The following is a 23,439-nucleotide window of genomic DNA, read 5'->3' on the forward strand; positions in this document are numbered from 1 at the left end:
TCGACCGTCGGTCAGGGGACGCGGGCGATCCACTCGTCGGTGCCGAACTTGCTCGCCACGAGCGCCTCGGCGGCGGCGTATTCCGCCTCGGTGATGTCCCCGTCTACCGCGCCGTACAGGGTTGTGAAGGTCTGCTTCATCCTGTCGATGATCTCGGCACGGCTGAGGCCGGTCTGGCTGCGGAGCGGGTCGACCCGTTTGACGGCGCTCGTGATGCCCTTGTCGCTGAGCTTTTCGCGACCGATGCGCAGTACCTGCACCATCTTCTCGCCGTCCATGTCGTAGCTCATAGTCACGTGGTGCAGCACGGCACCGCTGCCGAGACGCTTCTGCGCGGCGCCGCCGATCTTGCCGGTCGGGCTCGTGATGTCGTTGAGCGGCTGGTAGTGCGCGTCGATGCCCAGCGAGCGCAGCGCGGTGAGCACCCATTCGTCGAGGAAGGCGTAGGAGTCGGCGAAGGTCATTCCCTGCACGAGCGCGGTGGGAGCGTAGATCGAGTATGTGATGACCGAGCCTGCCTCCATGAACATGGCGCCGCCGCCGCTGATCCGGCGGACGACGGTGAAGCCGTGGGCCTCCGCCTGCTCGGCGTCGACCTCGTTCCGGAGCGACTGGAAGCTTCCGATGACGACGGCGGGCTCCGTCCACTCCCAGATCCGCAGCGTGGGCTTACGCCTGCCCTCGCCGACCTCGATCGCGAGCACCTCGTCGAGCGCCATCTGCATCACCGGGGGCACGGCCTTGGAGTGCACGAGCTGCCAGTCGTAGTCCCGCCAGCCACTCGCCTGCACGAGGGACCTGCGGATCGCGACCGCCACGGCCTCGGGGGAGAACCCGAGCAGGGTGGCCTGGGGTGGCAGGGCCGCGCGCACCGCGGCGGCGAGCCCTGCAGCATCTGTGCCGGCCGGCAGGCCGGTCACGGCCGCATTGATCGCCCCGAGGGCATCGTCTGGCTCGAGGAAGAAGTCCCCAGCCAGCCGGAAATTGACGATCGTGTCGTCGACGACGTCCAGGTCGACGACCACGAGCTTGCCACCAGGGACCTTGTATTCACCATGCATGAGGCCAGCCTAACCGTCGATCCCGCCGACCCCCGGGGGTAACTGCCTGTCGAGCCAGCCGATCAGCTCGTCGAAGACCTCGGCGCGGTTCGTTTCGTTGAAGACTTCATGCCGGGCACCGGGATATACCACCAGGCGAATGTCCCGCAACCCTGAGCGCCGCGCGTATGCGTTCTTGAGCATGGTTGCGCTGCGCTCCCCGCCAACGGTGTCGTCCCCGCCGACGAGGATCAGGAGCGGGAGGTCGGCCGGCAGTCCGCGCGCCGGACGTCCGAAGAGCCGCGCGGCCTCCCGGAGGCCGAAGAGCTTCGCGAGCGGCGTCATGGTCGTCAGCGGATCGGCGACAAAGGCGTCCGCGACCGCGGGATCACGGCTGAGCCATTCGACGCCCGTCGTTCCGAGGTGCTTGTGCCGCGCATTGAGGTCCCCGCCGTTGAGGTAGCCCGGCCAGCGATAGGCGGTACCGGTCAGGACCACCGCGGCATAGGCATCCGTGTGCTCGTTGAGGATCATCTGCGCCATGAACGAGCCCCAGCTGTGCCCCAGCAGAACGAGCGGCAGGTGCGGGTGCGCCGAGCGGATGATGCCGCTCAGCTGATACACGCCGGCGACCGCGGCCCGCAACCCGCCGGGGCCGAGCCGTCCGAGCCTGGTCGTGTCGCCCGCATACTGTCGCAGCCCGGTCTGCCCGTGGCCGCGGTGGTCGTCCGCGTACACGGTGTAGCCGGCCTCGTTCAGCCGGCCGACGAGCTCGGTATAGCGGTTGGCGTGTTCACCGACGCCGTGCACCACCTGAACGACCGCCCGCGGGCGCGGCACCGGCCACACGTAGTACTCGAAGGTGACGCCATAGTCATCCGTATAGGTAGGCACGCGGCCAGTCTGACAGAACGGGAGAAGTCTGTCAGAACGGGAGAATTCACGGGAATACTTAGCCTCGCTAAACGGTTACAGTTATGAGTTATGGAATCCATGCTCGAACCGGCCGTGACCCCGCCGGACACCCACGCCGGACACCGGCCGAGCGTTGCAGAGCTCAGCCATGACTTCCGCGTCGCAAACGGTCGCCTCGCCCGTCGCCTGCGCCAGGAGAAGGCCGACAACGAGCTGAGCGCGAGCCAGTTCTCCGCCCTCGGCTCCCTCTTCTTCAACGGTCCATTCACCCTGCGCGAACTCAGCGAGCATGAGCGGGTCACTCCGCCCTCGATGAGCCGCACCGTCGGGGTGCTCGTATCGGCCGGCCTCGTCCACCGGGCGGGCTCCACGGACGACGGCCGCAAGATCATCCTCACCGTGACCGACTCCGGTCGCACCCTCATGCACGAGACCCGCAACCGACGGGATGCCTGGCTCGCCCTCCGCATCGCCAAGCTCAGCCCCGAACAGCGCAGCGTGCTCACCGAGGCCATCACCGTCATGAAGGAGCTCACCGACAGTTGAGTACCATGTTCCGCTCCCTGAGCGTCCCGAACTACCGAATCTGGTTCGCAGGCGCCCTCGTGTCGAACATCGGAACGTGGATGCAGCGCACCGCCCAGGACTGGATCGTCCTGACGATGCTCACCGACCACAACGCAACGGCGGTCGGGATCGTGATGGCCCTGCAGTTCGGGCCGCAACTCCTGCTGATGCCGTGGTCCGGCCTGATCGCGGACCGGTTCAATCGGCGCAAGCTCTTGATCATGACCCAGAGCCTGATGGGCGTCCTGGCCCTCGGACTCGGGCTGATCGTCGTGACCGGCGTCGCCCAGCTCTGGCATGTCTACCTCTTTGCGCTCGGACTCGGGATCGTCGCCGCGATCGACTCTCCCGCACGGCAGACCTTCGTCTCCGAGCTCGTCCCCGACAGCAACCTGTCCAACGCGGTCGCACTGAATTCGGCCTCGTTCAACGGCGCCCGCCTGATCGGCCCGGCCGTCGCCGGCCTGCTGACGGTCGCGGTCGGCGCGGGCTGGGTGTTCCTGATCAACGCCGTCACCTTCGCCGCGACGGTCGTCGCGATGACCCTGCTGCACACGAGCGAACTGCGCCCCCAGCCGCGGGCACCGCGGAAGCGGGGCCAGCTGATGGCCGGGTTCCGCTACGTCGCGCATCGGCCAGACATCATCGTCGTGCTGATCGCGGTCTTCCTGATCGGAACCTTCGGGCTCAACTTCGCGATCTTCACCGCAACCATGGCGACGGTCGAATTCCACATGGGCGCCGGCGAATTCGGGCTGCTGAGTTCCATCATGGCCGTCGGCTCGGTCGCGGGCGCGCTGCTGTCGGCCCGTCGAAGCCGCCCGCGACTGCGCCTCGTCGTCGCCGGCGCCGCGCTCTTCGGCGTGGCGTGCGGAATCGCCGCGGTGATGCCCACGTATCTCAGTTTCGCGGTCTCGCTCGTCTTCGTCGGGCTGTTCTCGCTCACGCTCATGACGACCGCGAACGCCTATGTGCAGACCACCACGAAGCCCGCGATGCGTGGCCGGGTGATGGCGCTCTACATGGCCATTTTCGCCGGCGGCACCCCGCTCGGCGCCCCGTTCGTCGGGTGGGTCGCCGACCGCTTCGGCCCGCGCTGGGCGCTGGGCGTCGCGGCTCTTTCGGGCATCCTGGCCGCGGGGGCCATGCTGTTCTGGCTGATCAGGTACCGCAGCCTGCGCGTTCGGTACCGCAGAGGGGTCGTGCCCCACATGCAGGTGCACCACGACGGCGACGGACGCGACCACGACCCCATCGACGTGGAGACCGCCACCCGCGAGATCGCGATCATCGAGGCGACCCGCTAGGTCGCGCCCGCGCCGGTTTCGGCAGGCCGCGCCCGCCGTTTCGGGAGCGGGCTGACGAAAGCGGCGCGGCGGCGACCGCACCGGCGGGGCGACGGATGCCGGAGGACCGGCCGGCGGCATCCGCTCGCCGATACGCAGGGCGGCAGGGACCCCGCTAGCGCACGCCGCCCATGAGGCGGAGCACCGGACGGGCGAAGACCGCGAGCCCGATGCCGAACAGGATCGCGACGCCGCCGATCACGCTGAAGTAGAGCGTCTCGGGGACCTCGGTGTACCACTGGGCAAGCGAACCGGACACGGCAGTGCCCAGGGCGATCGACAAAAAGAACAGGGCGACCATCTGGGTTCGGAACGGCGCGGGCGCGAGCTTCGTGGTGAGCGCGAGGCCGACAGGGCCGATCAGGAGCTCGGCGACCGTGAGCACGAAGAGAATGCCGATCATCGCGAGCATCGGCGTCGAGTTGGCACCGCCGCCCACGAACGGCAGGAAGCCGAGGAAGGCCACGCCCATCACCGCGGTGCCGAGCGCGAACTTGACCGGAGTCGACGGCTGGCGGCTACCCCAGCGGGTCCAGAGCGCGGCGAAGACGCCGGAGAGCAGGATGATGAAGACCGGGTTGAAGGACTGGATCCAGGACACCGGGATTTCCCATCCGAACAAGTGTCGGTCGAGGCGCTCGTCCGTGTAGATCGTGACGACGGTGAACTGCTGCTGGGAGAGCGACCAGAACACGGCGCTCGCGAGGAAGAGCGGGATGAAGGCGTAGACCCGCTTGCGCTCGACGATGCTGATCCGTCGGTTGCGCAGGATGACGACGAAGTAGCTGATCGTCGCGATGACCGTCAGGGCGATCACGAGGGTGACGAGGCCGTCCGCTGTGATCACGCCGACAAACACGAGCACCACGACGAGCGCCGCGGCGGCAACCGCGCCGACGAGGTAGGGGGTCCAGCGCGAGCGCGGGAGCGGGTTCGGAACCTGGTGCACGATCTCGGGCAGGCTCCTGCGTCCGAAGGAATACTGGGTGAGCCCGATCGCCATACCGACGGCGGCGAGGCCGAAGCCGAAGTGGAAGCCGGCCGTCGTCTGCAGGAGCCCGGTCAGGATCGGGCCGAAGAACGCGCCGAGGTTGATCCCGAGGTAGAAGAGCGAGAAGCCTGCGTCGAGGCGAGGGTCGTCCCGTGTGTACAGCGAACCGACGACGCTCGTCGCATTGGCCTTCAGGCCACCGCTGCCGAGCGCGATCAGCAAGAGTCCGACGGTCACGCCTGCGACGCCGGGCACGAGGGCGAGGGCGAGATGCCCGAGCATGATCACGATGGCACTGTAGAACAGCACCCTCTCGCTGCCGAGCACCCGGTCGGCGATCCAGGCGCCCAGGATCGTCGAGAGATAGACCCCTCCGCCGTACGCGCCGACGATGCCGGCGGCCGTCGCCTGCTCGATCCCCAGGCCGCCCTCGGCGGCGGAGTAGTACAGGTACAGGAGCAGGATGCCCTGCATCCCATAGAAGGAGAACCGCTCCCACATTTCCACGCCGAAGATATTGGCGAGAGCTCGCGGCTGCCCGAAGAAGCTGCGGTCTTTGTGGGCGGGGACGGGTTTTTCGACCGTGGTCATCTCTCGACTGTATCCGCTGGCCCCCGGATCAGGGGCATCGGGGACCCTCACGGCGCCGCGCCGGGGCACGATACGATCGTGGTCACAGGGCGAACGAGCACGAGACGTGCGGGCGAGAGGGGGGCGAATGGACGCGCACGACCTCATCGGGCTCATCAGCGAGGTCCTGACCCTCGTCGGGTTCGTCGGAGGCGCCGTCCTCTATGTCCTCGGGCTTGCGATCCGCGGTGTCAAGGGCGGCTGGGTCGCCACGGATGGCGTGATCGCGTCCTCGGGATCGCACACGGTCATCCGCTGGTTCGACCGCTCGGGGGACGTGCACGAGCGGGCCGCGAACACGCACGAGAGCCACCGGCTCGCGCCGGGCGACGACGTGCAGGTCTGGTACCACTCCCGTGACGCATCCCGCGGGGTGACGCATGCCCCGGAATCGGAGGGCAAGGCCCTGCGCCTGACCGGGCTGATCCTGCTCGGCACCGGGCTCGCATCGGCGGTCCTCGGCGTCGTGCTGATGTTCGTCTGAGCCGGCCTGGACCCTTTCCCAGCTGTTCCGCACCGGCCTGCGCCGGTGGCACTTGCCCGGCGCGCCGGTCGGGGGAACACTGAAGGCGTCAACGGACGACCCGTCCGCTGAGTTCAGCAACGTTCAGATTCACACCGTTCAGAGAGGAACGTCATGACCAAGATCCTCATTCTCACCGGCGACGCCGCCGAGACCCTCGAGGTGTTCTACCCTTACCAGCGGCTGCTCGAGGAGGGCTTCGAGGTGCATATCGGCGCCCCGGAGAAGAGGAAGCTCCAGTTCGTCGTCCATGACTTCGTGGACGGCTTCGACACCTACACCGAGAAGCTCGGCCACACTTGGGACGCCGACGTTGCGTTCAAGGACGTCGACCCGGCCGACTACGCGGCCATCGTCGTCCCCGGCGGCCGCGCACCGGAGTACATCCGCAACGACGAGGACGCGAAGCGGATCGTCCGGCACTTCTTCGAACGGAACGCTCCCGTCGCCGCACTGTGCCACGGCCCGATGCTGCTCGCCGCCGCCGGGGTGCTCCACGGCCGCACGAGCTCTGCGTACCCGGCCCTGCAGATCGACGTCGAACTCGGCGGGGGCGTGTTCGAGAACGGCGCGGGCGTCGTCGACGGCAACCTCGTCTCCGGCAGGGCCTGGCCGGACCACCCCAGCTGGATGCGCGAATTCATGAAGCTGCTCGCGGCATCCGGTGTCACTCCCACCGAACCCGCCCTCGCATCGGCTCGCTGAGACCGGTCAGTCGGCGGGCGTGGGGTCCGCGGCCGAGGCGAGGTGCTCGGCGAAGAACGCCTCGATGCGGATCCAGGCGTCAGCGGCGGCCTCCGGGTCGGGGCCGGCGCCGAGGATACGCTGCGTGAGGAAGCGCACCGCGGCCGGGCCTGTTTCGGCATCGTTGAGGAAGGAGTGCCCGGCCGTGGGGTATTCCTTGACGTCGTGCGGCACGCCGGCATCCTCGAGCGCGCCCTCGAGCCGGGCAGCGGCGCCGACGAGAGAGCGGTCCCTGCCGCCATAGCTGCCGACGATCGGGCACGCACCCGCCAGGGCTGCGTCGAGGTCTTTCGGCAGCCGGCCGTAGTTGACGGATGCCGCGGCGAACCCCCGCGTGGCGGCCGCGAGCGCGAAGCCGCCGCCCATGCAGAAGCCGAGCACACCCACCTCACCCGTGCAGTCCGCCCGGGCGATGAGCGCGTGCCGCGCGTTCTCGATGTCGACGAACGCGCGTCCATCGCCCGCGGTCAGGGCGCGGAAGGTCGCGACGAGGCACTTCCGGGCGCCGCCCTCCGTGAAGAGGTCGGGCATCAGTGCGAGGTAGCCGGCCGCCGCCAGTCGTTCGACCTGCCGGCGCATCACGTCACTGATGCCGAAGGCCTCGTGCACGAGCACAACCCCGGGCCAGGGACCGGAGCCGGCAGGCACTCCGAGCACCGCGCGGAGTCCGGCGCTTCCGCCGTTCGCGGCCGGAAGTTCGAGGTCGATCAGCTGGGGAGCTGGGTTCGCGGTCATGGGGCCTCCTGGCCTGGACGTGCTCGGGTTGGAGGAACCCTATCGCAATGGTTCGCGCCTTCGACTCCGCGAGAGTACGAAAATGGCCCCTCCTCACGACGTGAAGGGGCCATTTTCGTACTCTCGCGGTTGGAGGGGCGGGTTGGGGAGAGGGCTGGACCCGGGCAGGCGTCGCCGTGTAGTGTGTGGTCAGACCACAGCGGCTTCGTCTCACGGCCGCCGCCGCAACGACCGACACCACCCCATTGCCGAGGAGGAGCCCGTGACCGTTGACGCCGTGCCCGCGCAGGGCGCACTCCCCGACGAACGCAGGGCCTGGCAACTCGTGCTCGAATCGATCGAGGGCGAGTTGCTCTCGGGTCGGCTGCGACCCGGGGATCGCCTCGCACCCGAACGCTCCCTCGCCGCCTCCCTCGGCGTCGGCCGGTCGAGCGTGCGCGAGGCCATCCGGGTGCTCGAGGTGCTCGGACTCATCCGTACCGCGACGGGCTCCGGGCCGACATCGGGGGCGATCATCGTGGCGCTTCCCGGCGGCGGGATGTCCGCGCTGATGCGACTGCAGGTCGCGGCCCAGGGCTTCCCGGTCGAGGACGTCGTGAAGACCAGGCTCGTGCTCGAGGCCGCCGTCGTCACCGAACTCGCCGAGGCGCACGACCCTGCGTCGCTCGAACCGGCGTCGCTCGAACCGGCTGAACAGCTCCTCGACGCGATGGATGCGCCGGGCCGGACCGAGTCCGAGTTCCTCGCGCTCGACGCCCAGTTCCACCTCGCCCTCGCCGAGGCAACCGGGAACCAGGTCATCACCGCGACCATGGCCGGACTCCGCAGTGCGATCGAAGCGTACGCACGTGCGGGCGTTGCCGCGCTCGGGTCGTGGGCGGAGACATCCGCCCGCCTCAGGCTCGAACACCGCGAGATCGTCGCGTGCATTCGCGCGGCCGACCCCGCCGCGGCCCGCCGCGCCGTCCAGGCCCACATCGCCGGGTACTACGCCGAGACCCGGCTCACGGCGGGACCGCGCGATCCCGACCCCGTCCGGGCGCCGCTCCCCTCCCGAGCCGACCTGACCTGACCTGACCCACCGATCACCCGATCTCCCGACCGCCGCAGCCCCCGACCCGCCCTGCCCAACCCCAGAACGGAAATCCTGACCATGGTCCAACGACGCATCCCCAAGATCAAAGACCTCGCCCCACTCATGCAGTTCAAGGTGCCGGAGCTCAACGCGAAGAAGCGCCGCCTCGAGAGCGCCCTCACCATCTATGACCTGCGCGCGATCGCCAAGCGGCGCACTCCCAAGGCTGCCTTCGACTACACCGAGGGGGCAGCGGAGGCGGAGATCTCGCTCGCGCGCGCCCGCCAGGCCTTCGAGGACATCGAGTTCCACCCCGCCATCCTCCGCGACGTCTCGACGGTCTCGACGGGCTGGGACGTGCTCGGGGCTCCGGTCGCTTTCCCGTTCGGGATCGCACCGACCGGGTTCACCCGGATGATGCAGACCGAGGGCGAGATCGCCGGCGCGCACGCGGCAGCGAAGGCCGGCATCCCGTTCTCGCTCTCCACGATGGGCACGACCGCTATCGAGGACGTCAAGGCCGCCAACCCCACAGGACGCAACTGGTTCCAGCTCTACATGTGGAAGGACAGGGACCGTTCGATGGCGCTCGTCGACCGGGCCGCCAAGGCCGGTTTCGACACGCTGCTCGTGACGGTCGACGTGCCCGTTGCCGGAGCGCGCCTCCGCGACAAGCGCAACGGCTTTTCCATCCCGCCGCAGCTCACCGTGGGCACCGTGGTCAACGCGTTGCCGCGCCCGGAGTGGTGGATCAACTTCCTCACGACCGAGCCGCTCGCCTTCGCCTCCCTCGACCGCTGGAGCGGCACCGTCGGCGAACTGCTCGACACCATGTTCGACCCGACCGTCACCTTCGAAGACCTCGCCTGGATCAAGGCGCAGTGGCCGGGCAAGGTCGTCGTCAAGGGCGTTCAGAACGTGGCGGATGCCGCCAGGCTCGCCGAAATGGGCATCGACGCGATCATCCTCTCCAACCACGGCGGTCGCCAGCTCGACCGCGCGCCGATCCCGTTCCATTTGCTGCCCGAGGTGGCCCGCGAGGTGGGCAACGACCTCGAGGTGCACCTCGACACCGGCATCATGAGCGGCGCGGACATCGTCGCGGCCGTGGCCCTCGGCGCACGGTTCACCCTCGTCGGCCGGGCCTACCTCTACGGGCTGATGGCCGGCGGCGAGGCCGGCGTCGACCGGGCGATCGCGATCCTGTCGGAGCAGATCACCCGCACGATGCGACTGCTCGGCGTGAAGTCCCTCGAGGAGCTCGAGCCCGGGCACGTCACCCAGCTGGCCCGGCTGAGCCGTATCGCCCGGCCGGAGGGCGTGACCGCGACGCGAAGCTAGCGAGGCCGATACTGCCCGTTTCAGCCGAGCCGACTCGTTGAAGTTCGCGCCGACCTGACGCGGACGCTAGGCGACGGCGAACCCGTCGAGGACGGCCGCGAGCTGGGCGACGGCCCAGTCGAGGTCGGCCTCGGACACGCAGAGCGGCGGGGCGAGCCGGATCGTGGAGCCGTGGGTGTCCTTGGCCAGGACGCCGCGGACCATGAGTGCCTCGCACACGGCGCGGCCGCTCGCGAGCGACGGGTCGATGTCGATTCCGGCCCAGAGCCCGGCGCCACGGACCGCGACGACTCCTCGCCCGACGAGGCCATTGAGGGCTTCGTGCAAGTGCGCACCGAGCACGCGGGCGCGCTCCTGGTACTCGCCCTCGGCCAGCATCCGCACGACGGCGAGGCCGACGGCCGCGGCGAGCGGGTTGCCACCGAAGGTCGAGCCGTGCTCGCCGGGCTGCAGGACGCCGAGGACGTCCCGGTTGCCGACGACCGCAGAGACGGGCACGATCCCGCCGCCGAGGGCCTTGCCCAGGAGGTACAGGTCGGGCACGACGCCGACGAGGTCGCACGCGAAGGTCGCTCCGGTGCGGCCGAGACCGGACTGGATCTCATCGGCGATGAAGAGCACGTTGCGGCGCGTGGTGATCTCGCGCACAGAGGGAAGGTACCCGGCGGGCGGCACGACGATGCCGGCCTCGCCCTGGATGGGTTCGAGCAGCACGGCGACAGTGTTCTCATCGATCGCGGCCTCGAGGGCCGCGGCGTCGCCGAACGGGACGGTGCGGAACCCGGGCGTGAACGGGCCGAAGCCGGCGCGGGCCGACTCGTCGTCGGAGAAGCTGATGATGGTGGTGGTGCGGCCGTGGAAGTTGCCCCCGGCGACGATGATGTTCGCCTGGTCCGGCGCGACGCCCTTCACGCGGTAACCCCAGGCGCGGGCGACCTTGATCCCGGACTCGACGGCCTCGGCGCCCGTGTTCATCGGGAGCACCATGTCCTTGTGGGCGAGCTCGGCGAGAGCCGTGACGAACGGGCCGAGCTGGTCGTTGTGGAACGCGCGGCTCGTGAGCGTGATCCGGCCCAGCTGGGCTCGGGCGGCATCGAGAAGCACGGGGTTCGAGTGGCCGAAGTTGACCGCGGAGTACGCCGCGAGGCAGTCCAGGTAGCGCTTGCCGTCGACATCCGTCACCCAGGCGCCGTCGCCGGTCGCGACGACGACGGGAAGCGGGTGGTAGTTGTGGGCCGCATGCTCCTCTTCGAGGGCGATGAAGGCGGCGGGCGTTGCGGATGCCTGTCCCGGCGTGCCGAGTGCGGCATCCTTCGTCTGGTCGGCCCGGTTCGCGTCCGGACGGATGTTCGTGTCGGTGCTCATCGGCGCAGCTCCAGGGTGCAGCACTTGACGCCGCCGCCGCCGAGCAGGAGCTCGGAGAGGTCGACGCCGATCGGGTTGTAGCCGCGTTCGCGGAGCTGGCGCTCGAAGTCCTTCGCGCGGGCGGCGATGACGACGTTGTAGCCGTCGGAGTAGGAGTTGAGGCCGAGGATCGCCGCGTCCTCCTCGGTGACGATGATGGCGTCGGGGTAGCGTTCGCGCAGCACGGCGAGGCTCTGCTCGTCGAAGGCGCTCGGCAGGTAGGCGATGTTGGTGTCGTCGAGCACGGCGACCGCGGTGTCGAGGTGGTAGAAGCTCGGGTTGACGAGGTTGAGCGTGATCACCGGGCGGCCGTAGATCGCCGACACCTCTTCGTGGCTGTTCGAGGCGCTGCGGAAGCCGGTGCCGGCGAGGATGACGTCTCCGACGAGCAGGAAGTCGCCCTCGCCCTCGTTGATCTCGACGGGCACGCGGACGTCGAAGCCGTTGTCGCGGAACCAGTCCATGTAGGCGGGGCCCTCCGGCTGGCGCTCCGGGTAGGTGAACGCGGCGCCGTAGGCGATGTTGTCGATGACGAAACCGCCGTTGGCGGCGTAGACCATGTCGGGCAGGCCGTCGATCGGGTCGACCAGGTGCACGTCGAAGCCGAGGCCGATGTAGGTGTCGTAGAGGGTCTGCCACTGGGCGACGGCGAGGCTCGTGTCGGTCGGGATGGCCGGGTCCATCCACGGGTTGATCCGGTAGACGACGGTGAAGTAGTCGGGCTTGCACATCAGCACCGTGCGCTTGACGGCCGTGCGCACCGGGGCCGTGGCCGCGGTCTCCGGCGTCGTTGTGGGGTCGAGATCGATGGTCATGAGGTCTCCTTCGGCTGCGCTCCGTCTGCTACTGACGGAATCGGAACGCGGGGTGGATGGCGGACCAGGTCACTCATGAGAGCTCCGCGCGGTCGAACGTGAACGTCGAACAGTGAACAACGAACGGGTGAACGGCACCGCGCAAAGACGCCGTCCTCATTCTCACACAGCGTGAATCAACGTTGCACGCCAATATGCGCGCATAATCGGCGTGATCGTCGGCATATGCGCAGGAATTCCACGCCAGTGCGCGGAATTCCCCCTAGACTCTCGGAATGGACAACCTCGACCGCGGCATACTCGACCTTCTGAGACAGAATGCGCGCGCGGGCTACGGGGACATCGGCTCGGTCGTCGGGCTGTCCGCCTCCGCGGTCAAGCGCCGGGTCGACCGGCTCGTCGCCGACGGGATCATCCGCGGGTTCACGATCCAGGTCGACCCCGCGATCGATGGCATGAGCACCGAGGCATATGTCGAGCTCTTCTGCCGAGGGACCGTCGCCCCCGACGAACTCCTGCGCATCCTCTCCGGCGTACCGGAGGTCGTCGACGCAGGCACCGTCACGGGAAGCGCCGACGCGATCGTGCACATCAGGGCGCGGGACATTCCCGGGCTCGAGGCCGCACTCGAGAAGGTGCGCCTCGCACCCAACGTCGACCACACCCGCAGCGCGATCGTGCTCTCCCGGCTCATCCACCGCGCCGCCGAGTAGCCGCGCCGCTGCCCGCGAGAGCGGTCTTCGTCGGTGGTGACTAGGTGGGGATCGTGGCGGGCTTCATGCGGATCGGCGCGAGGAACTGGATCAGGGTGACGGCCGTGATCGCACCGGCGCAGAGGATGCCGGCGAGCACGACGATCTGGAAGCGCCCGGCCTCGAGGGGCGAGGCTCCGCCGAAGATCGCGCCGACGAACGCTCCGGGCAGGGTGACGAGGCCCGTGGTCTTGGTCTGGTCGGTCGTGGGGATGATCGCGAAATAGACGGCGCGGCGCGCCAGGTCGAGCGTCGACTGCCGCGGGGTCGCCCCGAGCGCCATCCAGCCCTCGACCTCGTCCCAGTGCTCGGTGACGGCCTCGCCGAAGCGCCGGCCGGTCAGGGTCGCAATCGACATCGCGTTGCCGATGATGATTCCGCCGTAGGAGAGCACATACCGCGGCGAGAATTCGATGGCGCCGACCGAGAACACCACGATGAGTGTCGCAAGGATGCCGAGGCCCATCGCTGCGGCGATCCAGCCGAAGTGCTGCCGGGTCGCCCCGAGACGCCGGTTGACCGTGCTCACGGCGGCGATGAACATCACGCTGAGCCCGACTCCGACCCAGAGCGGATCGGAGATGATGCCGCTCAGGATGAGGCTGATCGCCGCGAGCTGGAGGGTGCCCCGGAGGATCGCGAGGGCGGGTGCGTACGGGCGGGGCACGTGGAAGCCGCGAAGCAGGGCGGTCACGACCGCGATCAGCAGCAGCACCCCGATGAGGCTGGGCAGGAGTCCGCCCAGTTCGGCGGGGAGGTCGGCGGGCCAGGTCACCTTCTGAGCCTAGCGAGCCATCCGGTTCGACCTCGCTCCACACGGGGTCAGTCATGCCCTCTGAGTGGAAAGCACTTCCCGAACCGGGAATCGACGGCGGGCCGGAGGCTAGGGAGTCGGTGCGGCCGGCGTGAGTGCGGACCGGGCCGCCTCGATCCGGCGCAGGCGGGTCTCCGGCGTCTTCGCGCTCTCGATCGCGAGGACGTGGGCGCGCTGGTTGCTGTACGACAGCGCCGTGAAGGCGGCCCGGGCATCCGGTTGCTCGTCGAGCGCTGCGGCGAAGTCTGCGGGCACCTCGACCACCCGGGGTTCGGTGTCGAGCTCGACGTCGACCTCGATCTCGTCCCCTGCGGCGACGCCTGCCTGTTCACGGTTCTCGGCGCTGAGCGCGATCATGAATGCGCCGCGGTAGGGGGCGACGGAGCTGCGGTAGGTATGACCGCCGATCGTGACCGTGATGGCGTGGCGCTTGCCGGGGCCGAGGCCCGCGACGACCTCCTCGGGAACGCGGATGCCCGTTGCCGATTTGCCGGAAAGCTCGAGGACGGTCGTGAATCTCATGGAACCGAGTATGCCGCAGCGAGCGGTTCCGCGCACGGGTCCCTGCGGGCTAGCTTGGTACATAACCAACACAAGGAAACCGGGTGCGGCACCATGAAGCTGACCATCGACGAGCATTCCCCCACGCCGCCGTTCGAGCAACTGCGGCTTCAGGTGCTCGAGGCCGTTCGGACCGGTGCCGTGGCGCCCGGAGACAAGCTGCCGACCGTGCGCCGGCTCGCCGACGAACTCGGACTCGCCCCGAACACGGTGGCCAGGGCCTACCGCGAGCTCGAGCGGGGCGAGGTGATCGAGACCCGCGGCCGCCAGGGTTCCTTCATCGCCGCAACGGGCGACCCGACCCAGCGCCAGGCGCAACGCGCCGCTGCCGACTTCGCCGAACGGATGCGCGTGCTCGGCCTCGGCGCGGACGACGCGCTCGCGCTCGTCTCGGCCGCGCTCGGCATCCGCCCCTGATCACTCCGCACGCGCCCCGCCCAGCCCAGCCGCGAAAGCGGGGAGCTAGGTGTATGCGGCGGCGAGGCGGCGGAAGCCCTCGTCGAGGGTCACCTGGGGGGTCCAGTGCAGGTCGGCGCGCGTGCGGCGTTGGTCGAACCAGTGCGCGGTCGAGAGCTGTTCGGCGAGGAAGCGGGTCATCGGGGGCTCGTCGGCTCCCGGGCGCACTCGCCAGGCGGCCTCGATCACGGAGCCGCCGCCGCGTGCGAGCGCGGCGGGAACCGACCAGGCCGGTGGGCGGACCCCGGCCGCCCGGCACATGCCGGCGAGCAGCTCGGCGACGGGCCGGGGCTCGCCATTGGTGATCACGTAGGCGTTGCCGTGCACCTCGCGCGCCCGGTCGAGGGCTGCACTGATCGCCGTGGCCGCATTGTCCACGTAGGTCGTGTCGATGAGAGCTGCGCCGTGCCCGAGCAGGGGAAGGCGCCCCGCCCTGGCCCGCTCGACGATCCGGGCGACGAGCTGGGTGTCCCCGGGGCCCCAGACCAGGTGCGGCCGCACGGCCACGACCCGCATGAGTGGAGAGTCGGCGTCGAGCGCGAGCAATTCCGCGCGGGCCTTGGTCCGGGCGTAGTCGCCGCGGGCACGAGCGGGATCCGCCGGGCCGGCATCGCTGCCGACGATGGATGTCCCGGCGTGGGCCACAGAGGGAGACGACACGAAGACGAAGCGCGAGACCCCGGCATCCGCGGCCGCGGCGAGCAGGGAGCGGGTGCCCCCGACGTTGACGGCCTCGAAATCGCGCGGGTCGCCCGCGAGGGAGACCTTGGCCGCGAGGTGAACGACGGCGTCCATGCCGATGACGGCATGATCCACGTCCCGGGCCGAGGTCACGGAACCGAGCAGGTCCCTGGCCCCTGCGACGCCGGACGGCCGCCGCTGGAAGCAGCTCACCTCGTGTCCGGCCGCGACCAGCTCTGCCGCGACCGCGCGACCGAGGAAACCGCTCGCCCCGGTGACGAGCACCCGCAACGGGGTCACGGTCGCGTCATCCGCCCGCCGGAGAGGATGCCGCCCGCCCACCGGGCGAGCCGGCTGCGGTCGATCTTGGAATTGTGCCGGATGTCCGTCGGCAGCTGGGGAACCACGAGCACCGCAGCGAGAGGTGCCGGCGATGCCGTTCGGATCGCGGCAGCGAGTGCCTCCGTCGCGAGTCCGACCCGCCGGGCGGGCGGGCTCGTCTCGACGACGGCGACCAGCTGTTGGGTGCCCACCGGTCCGACCCCGACGAGGGCCGCACGGGCGACACCGGGGTGTCCGGGGTTCGGCCTGCCGGACATACCCGCGGTGACCGCATCGCGCGGGGTCAGACGAACGCGTTCGATGGCCTGCTCGGGGCCGACCGGCGTGACGACGCCCTCCGCGGTGACGATGACGTGCGGCAGCCGGCCCTCGACCCAGAGCCGGCCGTCGGCGTCGAGGTGGCCGACGTCGCCGGTGCGGTGCCAGCGTTCGCCCGCGATCGCGCCGCGCCTGGCGGCCCGGTCGGTGAGCCAGAGCCGGTCGTAGTGGTCTTCGACGTGGGGCGCGGAGACGACGATCTCACCGGTGACACCGGTCTCCTCGGACAGTGCGCCTGTGGCCGCACCCCGGTCGTCGAGAGCGCTGATCCGGATCCGGGTGGTCCCGGTCGGGCATCCCACGCAGACGCCGCCAGCGGAGGCCGCGGTCGCGACCCGGATGCCCTCGAGGGTGATATCCGTCATCAGGAGGCCCTCGGTCATGCCGTACGGGGTATGCGCTGTCGCGTCCGGCATCAACCGCGCTGCGGCCGCGAGGAGCGGCTCTGCGACCGGCGCGCCTGCGGACAGGAAGCTGCGCACCGCGGCGAGGGACGCCCGGTCGGCGGGGGTGAGGCGTGCCGCGGTCGCGACGACGTTCGTGAGGGCTGCCGGAGACAGGAACACGACGGATGCGTCGATCGCGGCGACAGCGGCGGCCACCGCGGTCGCGGTGAGCGTCTTCGGCGACGTGACGTCCATGTCGGGGGTCACCGAGCGTGCGCCGAGGGCGGGGCCGAGGAGGGCGAACGGCGCGAAGCCGGCGACGAGGCCCGTCCCTGGGCCCACGCCGTACTGCTCGCGAAGCGCCCGGCTGACGGCGGCGAGCTGGCCGTTCGTGTAGACGACGCCCTTGGCCGGCCCTGTCGACCCGGACGTGAAGAGCACGGCTGCCGTGTCTGCCGCGGTGGGCTCTGGTGGCAGGCCCTCATCCGTGCCGAGCGACTCCAGCTCGGCGACGGTGAAGGAGACGTCGAGGAGCCTGGCAAGCGGCCTGGCGAGGGTGACCGCGGCGATCTTCTGGCCGGGCCAGCCGAGCGCCCGGGCGGCGACCAACCCGGGGGTCGCTCCAATGACGTGGTCTGGGCGCGCGCCCCGGACGGCCCGGGTCAGGCCGCGGAGGCCGAGACCGGCATCCGCGACCACGACGACGGCGCCGATGCGCACGCAGGCATACAACACGGCCGTGAGGTCGGCGCCCGGAGGAACGAGAAGCGAGACCCGGTCGCCCTTGCGGACGCCGATCTGGTAGAGCCCTGCGGCCAGCCGGCGCACGCGCGCGGACAGCTCGCGCCAGCTGACGCTGAGCTGGGCGGCACCGTGACCGGGCGCCATGTCGACGAGTGCGATGTCGTCGCTCTCCCGGAATTCATCGAGGTAGTGCCAGAGCGGCCGGTAGTCGCCGCGGCCGGATTCGGGCGCGGGTTCCCCGTCCGAAACGTCCTGTTCCGGTCGAGAGTGACCGGCTGATCGGGCGCTCTCGACCGGAACGGGCCCGGCGGCGGTGAGGGCGGCGGTGAGGGCGGCAGGCACGGCGGCGAGCGGGGCGCGGTCGGCGAGCCAGGTCAGTGCGGCCGCGGCGTAGTCGACGTCCTCGGCCACCAGGTGCCCGGCCCCCTCGAAGCGGTGAACGTCGGCGTCGGGCAGTCGGTCGAGGAGATCGTCGAGATACCGGTCGCTGAAGATCGGATCGGTGGGACCCCAGAGCAGCAGGGCCGGCACCTCGAGGCCGTGAAGGCCAGAGGCGATGCGGTCGAGTTCCGGCGTGCTGACGGATCCGGGACCGACCGGGATGTCGGCGACGAACGCGCCGATCCCGCCCCGGCGGGCCGCTCCCCGGTACGGCGCCCGGTAGGCGCGTTTGACGGCGGCGGACAGCGGCGGATGCGCGAGCGCGAGCGTCGTGTCGAGGAACGCGGGCGTCGTGACGGTCGCCGTGCCGAGCACGCCGCCCTGAAGGGCCAGCCGCAGGGGCGCCGGGATCGCGGCGTCCTCCGGCTGGTGCACGGCGGTATTGAGCAGCAGCACGCCCGCGAGCAGGTCCGGGTGGTCGATCGCCCAGCCGAGCGAGACGACTCCGCCCCAGTCGTGGCCGAAGGTGACGACCGGGCCGGTGAGTCCCAGCGGTTCCGCGCCGAGCGCGTCCGTGAGGTCGCCCAGGTCTGCGACCCGGCGGGCGAGCAGGCGCACCGTCCCGGTGCGCTCGGAGAAGCCCATCTCGAGCTGGTCGACGGCGATCACGCGCCAGGCCTCTTCGCCGCGCGTGGCGGCATCCGTCGCCTGCGTCACGAGCGACCGCCACAGGTACGACCAGGTCGGGTTCCCGTGCACGCACAGCACCGTGCCGACCGGGGTGATGCCGCGGGACGCGAGCACGGGCCCGTTGTCGAGCAGGTGCCAGGTGCGGATGCCGGCGCCCGGCTCCCCTGCCTCGACCAGCCTCGAGAACGCGGGGTCGAGTCCCGGCAGCCCCTCGGGCGGCAGGGACGCCGGCGCGGGCGTCGCAGCGGCGCGCGGCAGGCGGTACTGGTGCTGTTGCCGGGGGTGGGTCATGGTGCGGCCGGTCACCAGGCCAGTTCCATCATGGCGGTGTTGAGGCCGGAGCCGACCCCCATGAGCAGCACCCGGTCGCCGCGACGCAGGGTCTTGGCCTCTTCGGCCAGGGTGATCGGGATCGACGCCGGCCCGACGTTGCCGAACAGCGGGTAGGTGAGGGGCACCCTCGCCCGGTCGAGCCCGGTGGCCTTCACGATCGCGTTGGTGTGCACGTCAGAGACCTGGTGCAGGATGTAGCGGTCCATGCTCGACCAGTTCCAGTCGCGCTTCGCCTCCGTCCAGGCCGACACGACCAGTTCCATGCCGCCCTTGAGCAACGCCTTGGCGTCGGTGAACATGCCGTCGACGCTGCCGACGCAGAGCCCGTTGAACTGGGTAGCGGCGCGGGTGACGCCGCCGAGCATGCGATGGCCTTCCGGATGCCGGTCTGCACGTCCGAGGACGGCCGCGGCCGCCCCTGACCCGAGGGTCAGGCTCGCGAATTCGCTCATGAAGTCCTTGCGGCCGATGTCGGGCCGCCCGAGCCGGTCGATCGTGTTGGACTGGATTTCGTCGGCGTCTTCGCCGTCGATCACCACGGCGTAGTCGACCTGGCCGGAGTCGATCAGCTGCGCGGCGAGGGTCATCCCGTTCACGAACCCGAGGCACGCGTTCGCGATGTCGAAGTTGGTGGCGGACGACGGCAGGCCGAGGCCGTGGTGGATGCGCACGGCGACGGAGGGCTCGAGGTGCTTGCGGGTGACCGAGGTGTTGATCAGGAGACCGACCTGGCCCGGCTCGACGCCCGCGTCGCTCAGGGCACGCTTGCCCGCTGACACGGCCGCGTCGTCGAAGGCGAGGTCGCTGCCCCAGTTGCGGCGTTCGTAGACGCCGGCGACGCGCTGGAGCAGGCCGCTCGGGAGACGCAGGCGTTTCAGGGCCGGCTGCAGTCGACGGTCGATCTCGATCGAGGTAGTGACGATCGGTGCGAGGGTGCTCGCGACCGCCAAGAGCGCGACGTTTGTGTGCGACGTCGTTGCGTTTCCGTCCAAGTGCTGTTCCCCTGTCGAATTGTGGCGCCGCTGGCACGCCACGGTCCCCGGTATTATCCCCCACTCAACTGATCGTTCCTCGTATGCAGGCTGTGTGCCGCTCCCCCCTGACCGCCCACCCCGTCCGCGAGAGCGGAGTTTTGGCCCTTAACATCGTGGTTTAAGGGCCAAAACTCCGCTCTCGCGGTTCGGGTGAGCGCGCGGGGCGGGGCGGGGCGGTCAGATGATGCCGGCGGAGAGGGTGCTCGGGTTGCCGAAGCGGTGCGCCGTGATCGAGATCGCCTGCTCACGGAGGAACGGCAACAACTCGACCCTGCCTGCCTGGGTGACCGGGTGGGCGTAGACGGCCACGTCGGGGCTGCCGCGGAGGGCGTGCGCGAGCTGGGCCGCCGCATCCGTCGCCCCGGTCAGCGGGTCGCCGCCGATCAGCCGAACCCGGCTCGTCGTGATGCCGCCGGCTGCGGCGCGGGCGAGCCATTCGGCGTCGCTCTCGACCGTGACCGGGATCTCACGCTCGGCGAGGGCGCCCCGCACGATCGGCGGCATCGGCAGCGCGCTCGACACCGTGAAACGCGACTTCGAGAGGGTCGCGGCGATGAGCACCCGCAGCAGGTTCGACAGGGTGCCGTCCTCGGCGAGGCGCACCGTGACGGGCAACGTCCGGTAGCGGAACAGGTTGCGTTCGACGCCGAGCGCGGAGACGTCCCTGACCGCCGCGAACTCCTCGCGCCAGGCGAGCGCGTCGCTGAGGGCCGAGCGGCGCAGTACGTCGAAGTCGGCATAGTCGAGCACGGGCTGCGACCCCTCGATGAGCTGCGTGACGCTCGGTTCGAGGCCGCGCAGGTGCAGGGTCGAACTGTTCCTGCCCGGGTTGGTCACCCAGCTGCCTAGGCCGTAGAGATAGTTCGGGCCGCCGGCCTTCGTGCCTGCTCCCACCGACGAGCGCTTCCAGCCGCCGAACGGCTGGCGCTGCACGATCGCGCCCGTGATCCCCCGGTTGACGTACAGGTTGCCCGCCTCGATCGTCTCGAGCCAGGTCGCGAGTTCCTCGGGATCGAGCGAGTGCAGTCCGGAGGTGAGCCCGTAGTCGACCGCGTTCTGAAAGCGGATGGCTTCCTCGAGTGTGCGCGCATGCATCACTCCCAGCACGGGCCCGAAGAACTCGGTGAGGTGGAAGTAGGAACCGGGAGCGACTCCCGTGCGGATGCCCGGCGACCACAGCGCGCCGTCCTCGCCCTGCTGTTTCGGTTCGACGAGCCAGCTCTCGCCGACGCCGAGTTCGGTGAGGGCGTGCAGGAGCTTGCCGTTGGCAGGTTCGATGAGCGGGCCCATCTGGGTGACCGGGTCGGAGGGTCGTCCGACCCGCAGGCTCGTCGCGGCATCGACGAGCTGGCCGAGGAAACGCTCGGACCTGGCGACGGAACCGACGAGGATGACGAGGCTCGCTGCGGAACACTTCTGTCCGGCGTGCCCGAACGCGCTCTTGACGACGTCGGCGGCGGCGAGGTCGAGGTCGGCGGACGGGGTCACAATGATCGCGTTCTTGCCGCTCGTCTCTGCGAGCAGCGGCAGGTCCTCGCGGAAGCTCCGGAACAGCTGCGCGGTTTCGTATGCTCCGGTGAGGATGACCCGGTCGACCGCGGGGTGCCCGATCAGCCGGGTGCCGAGCTCCCGGTCGGCGAGGTCGACGAGCGCGAGGAGGTCGCGGGGCACTCCGGCCTCCCAGAGCGCCTCGACCATGACCGCTCCGGAGCGCTGGGCGAGCTTCGCGGGCTTCACGATGACGCCGGAGCCTGCCGCGAGTGCGGCGAGCACCCCGCCGGCGGAGATCGCGACGGGGAAGTTCCACGGCGGGGTCACGACGGTGAGGCGTGGGGGCACGAAGATGGCGCCCTGCACGGCGTCGAGCGCCCGGGCGCTCTCGGCGTAGTAGTGCGCGAAGTCGATGGCCTCGCTCACCTCGGGGTCGCCCTCTGCGATGGTCTTGCCGGTCTCTGCGGCCATCACCTCGATCAGGCGGTCGCGGTTCGCGGCGAGCGCGAGGCCGGCGCGGTGCAGGATCGCGGCCCGCTCCCCGCCGGGGCGCTGGCCCCATTCGTTGCCGCTCGCGGCGACGGTGTCGATGATGGCGTCGAGCTGTTCCTCTGTATCGACGCGGGCGGCGAGGATCGTGTCGATGCCGAGGCGTGACCCCTCGACCTGGGCGAGGATCCGGCGCCCCCACGCGCGGTTCGCCGGAAGCGAGGGGTCGGTGTCCGGCTCGTTGTGGAAACGGCGGATGCCGGCGGCCACGTCGCCCGCGCCCGCGTGGGTCAGGACCGCGGCCGTGTCGCTGAGCGAGCCGCGGGTGAAGCCGAGCACGGCATTGGTGAGGCCGAGGTCATCGTCGGTGTGCTGCGCCGCTTCGGCCGCAGACTCTGTCGCCTCGAGCTGGGTGACCGCAGAACGGTCCTGGCTTCGGTTCGGCGCTGGCACGAAGGCCTCGGGGCCGACCGATGATTCGAGTGCCCGGAGTGAGGCGAGGAAGCGCTCCTTCTCGCGTTCGAAGAGCGGGGGCGAGGTCGTGAGTTCGAACACGGCGGACATGAAGTTGTCCTGGCTCGCGTTCTCCTCGAGGCGGCGGATCAGGTAGCTGATCGCCACGTCGAACTCGGCCGGGTTGACGACGGGCGTGTAGAGCAGCAGCCTGCCGACGTCCCGGCTCACGGCCTCGGCCTGGCTCGTCGCCATGCCCAGCAGCATCTCGAACTCGACCCGGTCGTCGACGCCGCGCCGCTTGGCGAGGAGGTGGGCCCACGCCACGTCGAAGAGGTTGTGCCCGGCGACGCCGATGCGGACGGCATCCGTGTTCTGCGGGGTCAGCGCCCAGTTGAGCACCCGCTTGTAGTTCGTGTCCGCGTCCTGCTTGGTGCCGTAGGTCGCGAGCGGCCAGTCGTGCACGATCGCGTCGACGTGTTCCATGGCGAGGTTGGCGCCCTTGACGACGCGCACCTTGATCGGGGCTCCCCCGGCCGCGCGCCGGTTCTGCGCCCAGTGGGTCAGGCCCTGGAGGGCGCCGAGCGCGTCGGGCAGGTACGCCTGCAGCACGATGCCGGCCTCGAGGCCGAGCAGGCGGGGCTGGTCCAGGATGCGTTCGAAGACCGCGATCGTGAGGTCGAGGTCGCGGTACTCCTCCATGTCGAGGTTGATGAACTTCGGCACAGCGGATGCCGCGGCGAGCTCGTAGAGCGGGGTCAGCCTCTCGACGACCCGGGTCACGGCCTCGTCGAACGACCACATCGAGAGCTGGCTCGCGATCGAAGACACCTTGATCGAGACGTAGTCGACGTCGGGGCGGGCGAGCAGTTCCCTCGTGCCCTCGAGCCTGCGCAGGGCTTCCTTCTCTCCGAGCACGGCCTCGCCGAGCAGGTTGATGTTGAGCCGGTTGCCGGATTCGCGCAGGCTCGCGATCGCGGGACCGAGTTTGTCCGGCGTCGCGTCGACGACGAGGTGGCCGACCATCTGTCGCAGCACCTTGCGGGCGGCCGGGATGACGACCCACGGCAGCACGGGGCCGAGCACGCCGCCGAGGCCGATGGCGCCGCGCAGGTACCCTGGCAGGAAGCCGGGGGCCTTCTTCGCGACGGCCTGCAGGTTGTAGCCGGCGACCATGAGGTCCTGGGGGCGCATGACGCCGTCGACGAAGCCGACCGTGAAGTCGAGGCCGTTCGGGTCCTTGAGCACGCCGGCGAGGCGTTCTGCGGAGACGTCCGCCGGAATGGCGGTGCTCTCCGCGAGCCACTTCCTGACGAGCGTGACAACCTCCGCGCTCTGGGCCTGGTGCACGACGGACGGTGAGTTGCTCATGGTCACGAGGGTAGTCT

General features: G+C 70.1%; 20 protein-coding genes. 8 read left to right on the top strand and 12 right to left on the bottom strand.

Features of this window, described 5'->3' with window-relative positions; all coding sequences use genetic code 11:
- Positions 1 to 11 precede the first annotated feature (11 nt).
- A complete protein-coding gene (locus tag RHM57_RS16820) occupies positions 12 to 1,061 on the bottom strand; it encodes a biotin/lipoate A/B protein ligase family protein (protein WP_322188871.1) in 1,050 nt (349 codons plus the stop codon).
- 9 nt (positions 1,062 to 1,070) lie between these two features.
- Positions 1,071 to 1,934 carry an alpha/beta fold hydrolase gene (locus tag RHM57_RS16825; protein WP_322188873.1) on the bottom strand — a complete coding sequence of 288 codons (864 nt, stop codon included), beginning with the start codon at positions 1,932 to 1,934 and terminating at the stop codon, positions 1,071 to 1,073.
- A 90-nt stretch (positions 1,935 to 2,024) separates the two neighbouring features.
- Between RHM57_RS16825 and RHM57_RS16830 the strand changes: the two genes are divergently transcribed.
- Positions 2,025 to 2,501: a MarR family winged helix-turn-helix transcriptional regulator gene (locus RHM57_RS16830; protein ID WP_322188875.1), complete on the top strand. Its 477-nt coding sequence runs from the start codon at positions 2,025 to 2,027 to the stop codon at positions 2,499 to 2,501.
- Positions 2,498 to 3,829: an MFS transporter gene (locus RHM57_RS16835; protein WP_322136938.1), complete on the top strand. Its 1,332-nt coding sequence runs from the start codon at positions 2,498 to 2,500 to the stop codon at positions 3,827 to 3,829. The genes RHM57_RS16830 and RHM57_RS16835 overlap by 4 nt, the downstream gene beginning before the upstream one ends.
- A gap of 154 nt (positions 3,830 to 3,983) precedes the next feature.
- On the opposite strand, the gene RHM57_RS16840 is transcribed toward RHM57_RS16835, so the two are convergent.
- Complete coding sequence (locus tag RHM57_RS16840; RefSeq protein ID WP_322188877.1) at positions 3,984 to 5,450, bottom strand: peptide MFS transporter; 1,467 nt, start codon at positions 5,448 to 5,450, stop codon at positions 3,984 to 3,986.
- Positions 5,451 to 5,577: 127 nt separating this feature from the next.
- Between RHM57_RS16840 and RHM57_RS16845 the strand changes: the two genes are divergently transcribed.
- Together RHM57_RS16845 and RHM57_RS16850 are read left to right on the top strand one after the other, a co-directional pair.
- Complete coding sequence (locus RHM57_RS16845) at positions 5,578 to 5,973, top strand: sortase (RefSeq protein WP_134449169.1); 396 nt, start codon at positions 5,578 to 5,580, stop codon at positions 5,971 to 5,973.
- Between the two features lie 153 nt (positions 5,974 to 6,126).
- Complete coding sequence (locus tag RHM57_RS16850) at positions 6,127 to 6,717, top strand: DJ-1/PfpI family protein (protein ID WP_134562109.1); 591 nt, start codon at positions 6,127 to 6,129, stop codon at positions 6,715 to 6,717.
- Between the two features lie 6 nt (positions 6,718 to 6,723).
- Here RHM57_RS16850 and RHM57_RS16855 read toward each other — a convergent pair whose 3' ends face one another.
- The gene (locus RHM57_RS16855) at positions 6,724 to 7,491 is read right to left on the bottom strand and encodes a dienelactone hydrolase family protein (protein ID WP_322188880.1); all 768 of its coding nucleotides are present in this window, start codon (positions 7,489 to 7,491) and stop codon (positions 6,724 to 6,726) included.
- 262 nt (positions 7,492 to 7,753) lie between these two features.
- Here RHM57_RS16855 and RHM57_RS16860 point away from each other — a divergent pair, with 262 nt between their 5' ends.
- Positions 7,754 to 8,563: a FadR/GntR family transcriptional regulator gene (locus tag RHM57_RS16860; protein WP_241985118.1), complete on the top strand. Its 810-nt coding sequence runs from the start codon at positions 7,754 to 7,756 to the stop codon at positions 8,561 to 8,563.
- An 81-nt stretch (positions 8,564 to 8,644) separates the two neighbouring features.
- Complete coding sequence (locus RHM57_RS16865) at positions 8,645 to 9,907, top strand: alpha-hydroxy acid oxidase (protein WP_134449173.1); 1,263 nt, start codon at positions 8,645 to 8,647, stop codon at positions 9,905 to 9,907.
- Between the two features lie 66 nt (positions 9,908 to 9,973).
- Here RHM57_RS16865 and rocD read toward each other — a convergent pair whose 3' ends face one another.
- Together rocD and ddaH are read right to left on the bottom strand one after the other, a co-directional pair.
- Positions 9,974 to 11,272 carry an ornithine--oxo-acid transaminase gene (gene rocD, locus RHM57_RS16870; protein WP_322188882.1) on the bottom strand — a complete coding sequence of 433 codons (1,299 nt, stop codon included), beginning with the start codon at positions 11,270 to 11,272 and terminating at the stop codon, positions 9,974 to 9,976.
- Positions 11,269 to 12,126, bottom strand: a complete 858-nt coding sequence (gene ddaH, locus RHM57_RS16875) for a dimethylargininase (protein WP_134449175.1) — start codon at positions 12,124 to 12,126, stop codon at positions 11,269 to 11,271. Before ddaH ends, rocD begins: the two co-directional genes overlap by 4 nt.
- Positions 12,127 to 12,401: 275 nt before the next feature.
- On the opposite strand from ddaH, the gene RHM57_RS16880 reads away from it, so the two are divergent.
- Positions 12,402 to 12,839, top strand: a complete 438-nt coding sequence (locus tag RHM57_RS16880) for an Lrp/AsnC family transcriptional regulator (protein WP_134449176.1) — start codon at positions 12,402 to 12,404, stop codon at positions 12,837 to 12,839.
- Positions 12,840 to 12,879: 40 nt separating this feature from the next.
- Here RHM57_RS16880 and RHM57_RS16885 read toward each other — a convergent pair whose 3' ends face one another.
- Entirely contained in the window at positions 12,880 to 13,653 is a 774-nt protein-coding gene (locus tag RHM57_RS16885) for an ABC transporter permease (RefSeq protein WP_198413731.1), read from the bottom strand.
- A 108-nt stretch (positions 13,654 to 13,761) separates the two neighbouring features.
- Positions 13,762 to 14,214 (bottom strand): YdeI/OmpD-associated family protein, encoded by a 453-nt coding sequence (locus RHM57_RS16890; protein WP_134449177.1) that lies wholly within the window; start codon positions 14,212 to 14,214, stop codon positions 13,762 to 13,764.
- Positions 14,215 to 14,307: 93 nt separating this feature from the next.
- Here RHM57_RS16890 and RHM57_RS16895 point away from each other — a divergent pair, with 93 nt between their 5' ends.
- On the top strand, positions 14,308 to 14,670 hold the full coding sequence (locus tag RHM57_RS16895; RefSeq protein WP_322188884.1) for a GntR family transcriptional regulator: 363 nt from the start codon (positions 14,308 to 14,310) through the stop codon (positions 14,668 to 14,670).
- Positions 14,671 to 14,715: 45 nt separating this feature from the next.
- Here the strand turns inward: RHM57_RS16895 and RHM57_RS16900 are convergent, their stop codons facing one another.
- From RHM57_RS16900 to RHM57_RS16915, 4 genes are all read right to left on the bottom strand, one after another.
- On the bottom strand, positions 14,716 to 15,681 hold the full coding sequence (locus RHM57_RS16900) for an NAD-dependent epimerase/dehydratase family protein (RefSeq protein ID WP_134449270.1): 966 nt from the start codon (positions 15,679 to 15,681) through the stop codon (positions 14,716 to 14,718).
- Between the two features lie 5 nt (positions 15,682 to 15,686).
- Positions 15,687 to 18,542, bottom strand: a complete 2,856-nt coding sequence (locus tag RHM57_RS16905; protein WP_322189887.1) for an alpha/beta fold hydrolase — start codon at positions 18,540 to 18,542, stop codon at positions 15,687 to 15,689.
- 11 nt (positions 18,543 to 18,553) lie between these two features.
- Positions 18,554 to 19,576, bottom strand: a complete 1,023-nt coding sequence (locus RHM57_RS16910; RefSeq protein WP_134449179.1) for a 3-oxoacyl-ACP synthase III — start codon at positions 19,574 to 19,576, stop codon at positions 18,554 to 18,556.
- Between the two features lie 219 nt (positions 19,577 to 19,795).
- The gene (locus RHM57_RS16915; RefSeq protein ID WP_322188886.1) at positions 19,796 to 23,422 is read right to left on the bottom strand and encodes a bifunctional proline dehydrogenase/L-glutamate gamma-semialdehyde dehydrogenase; all 3,627 of its coding nucleotides are present in this window, start codon (positions 23,420 to 23,422) and stop codon (positions 19,796 to 19,798) included.
- Between the last annotated feature and the right edge of the window lie 17 nt (positions 23,423 to 23,439).

This window comes from Cryobacterium sp. 10S3 (assembly GCF_034344045.1).
GTDB classification, from domain to species: domain Bacteria; phylum Actinomycetota; class Actinomycetes; order Actinomycetales; family Microbacteriaceae; genus Cryobacterium; species Cryobacterium glucosi.

What these genes read in the sequence shown, in the direction of transcription:
- RHM57_RS16820 (WP_322188871.1), bottom strand. Translation starts at nt 1,061, where the DNA reads ATGCATGGTGAATACAAGGTCCCTGGTGGCAAGCTCGTGGTCGTCGAC.
- RHM57_RS16830 (WP_322188875.1), top strand. Translation starts at nt 2,025, where the DNA reads ATGGAATCCATGCTCGAACCGGCCGTGACCCCGCCGGACACCCACGCC.
- RHM57_RS16840 (WP_322188877.1), bottom strand. Translation starts at nt 5,450, where the DNA reads ATGACCACGGTCGAAAAACCCGTCCCCGCCCACAAAGACCGCAGCTTC.
- RHM57_RS16845 (WP_134449169.1), top strand. Translation starts at nt 5,578, where the DNA reads ATGGACGCGCACGACCTCATCGGGCTCATCAGCGAGGTCCTGACCCTC.
- RHM57_RS16850 (WP_134562109.1), top strand. Translation starts at nt 6,127, where the DNA reads ATGACCAAGATCCTCATTCTCACCGGCGACGCCGCCGAGACCCTCGAG.
- RHM57_RS16855 (WP_322188880.1), bottom strand. Translation starts at nt 7,491, where the DNA reads ATGACCGCGAACCCAGCTCCCCAGCTGATCGACCTCGAACTTCCGGCC.
- RHM57_RS16865 (WP_134449173.1), top strand. Translation starts at nt 8,645, where the DNA reads ATGGTCCAACGACGCATCCCCAAGATCAAAGACCTCGCCCCACTCATG.
- rocD (WP_322188882.1), bottom strand. Translation starts at nt 11,272, where the DNA reads ATGAGCACCGACACGAACATCCGTCCGGACGCGAACCGGGCCGACCAG.
- ddaH (WP_134449175.1), bottom strand. Translation starts at nt 12,126, where the DNA reads ATGACCATCGATCTCGACCCCACAACGACGCCGGAGACCGCGGCCACG.
- RHM57_RS16880 (WP_134449176.1), top strand. Translation starts at nt 12,402, where the DNA reads ATGGACAACCTCGACCGCGGCATACTCGACCTTCTGAGACAGAATGCG.
- RHM57_RS16890 (WP_134449177.1), bottom strand. Translation starts at nt 14,214, where the DNA reads ATGAGATTCACGACCGTCCTCGAGCTTTCCGGCAAATCGGCAACGGGC.
- RHM57_RS16895 (WP_322188884.1), top strand. Translation starts at nt 14,308, where the DNA reads ATGAAGCTGACCATCGACGAGCATTCCCCCACGCCGCCGTTCGAGCAA.
- RHM57_RS16905 (WP_322189887.1), bottom strand. Translation starts at nt 18,542, where the DNA reads ATGACCCACCCCCGGCAACAGCACCAGTACCGCCTGCCGCGCGCCGCT.
- RHM57_RS16915 (WP_322188886.1), bottom strand. Translation starts at nt 23,422, where the DNA reads ATGAGCAACTCACCGTCCGTCGTGCACCAGGCCCAGAGCGCGGAGGTT.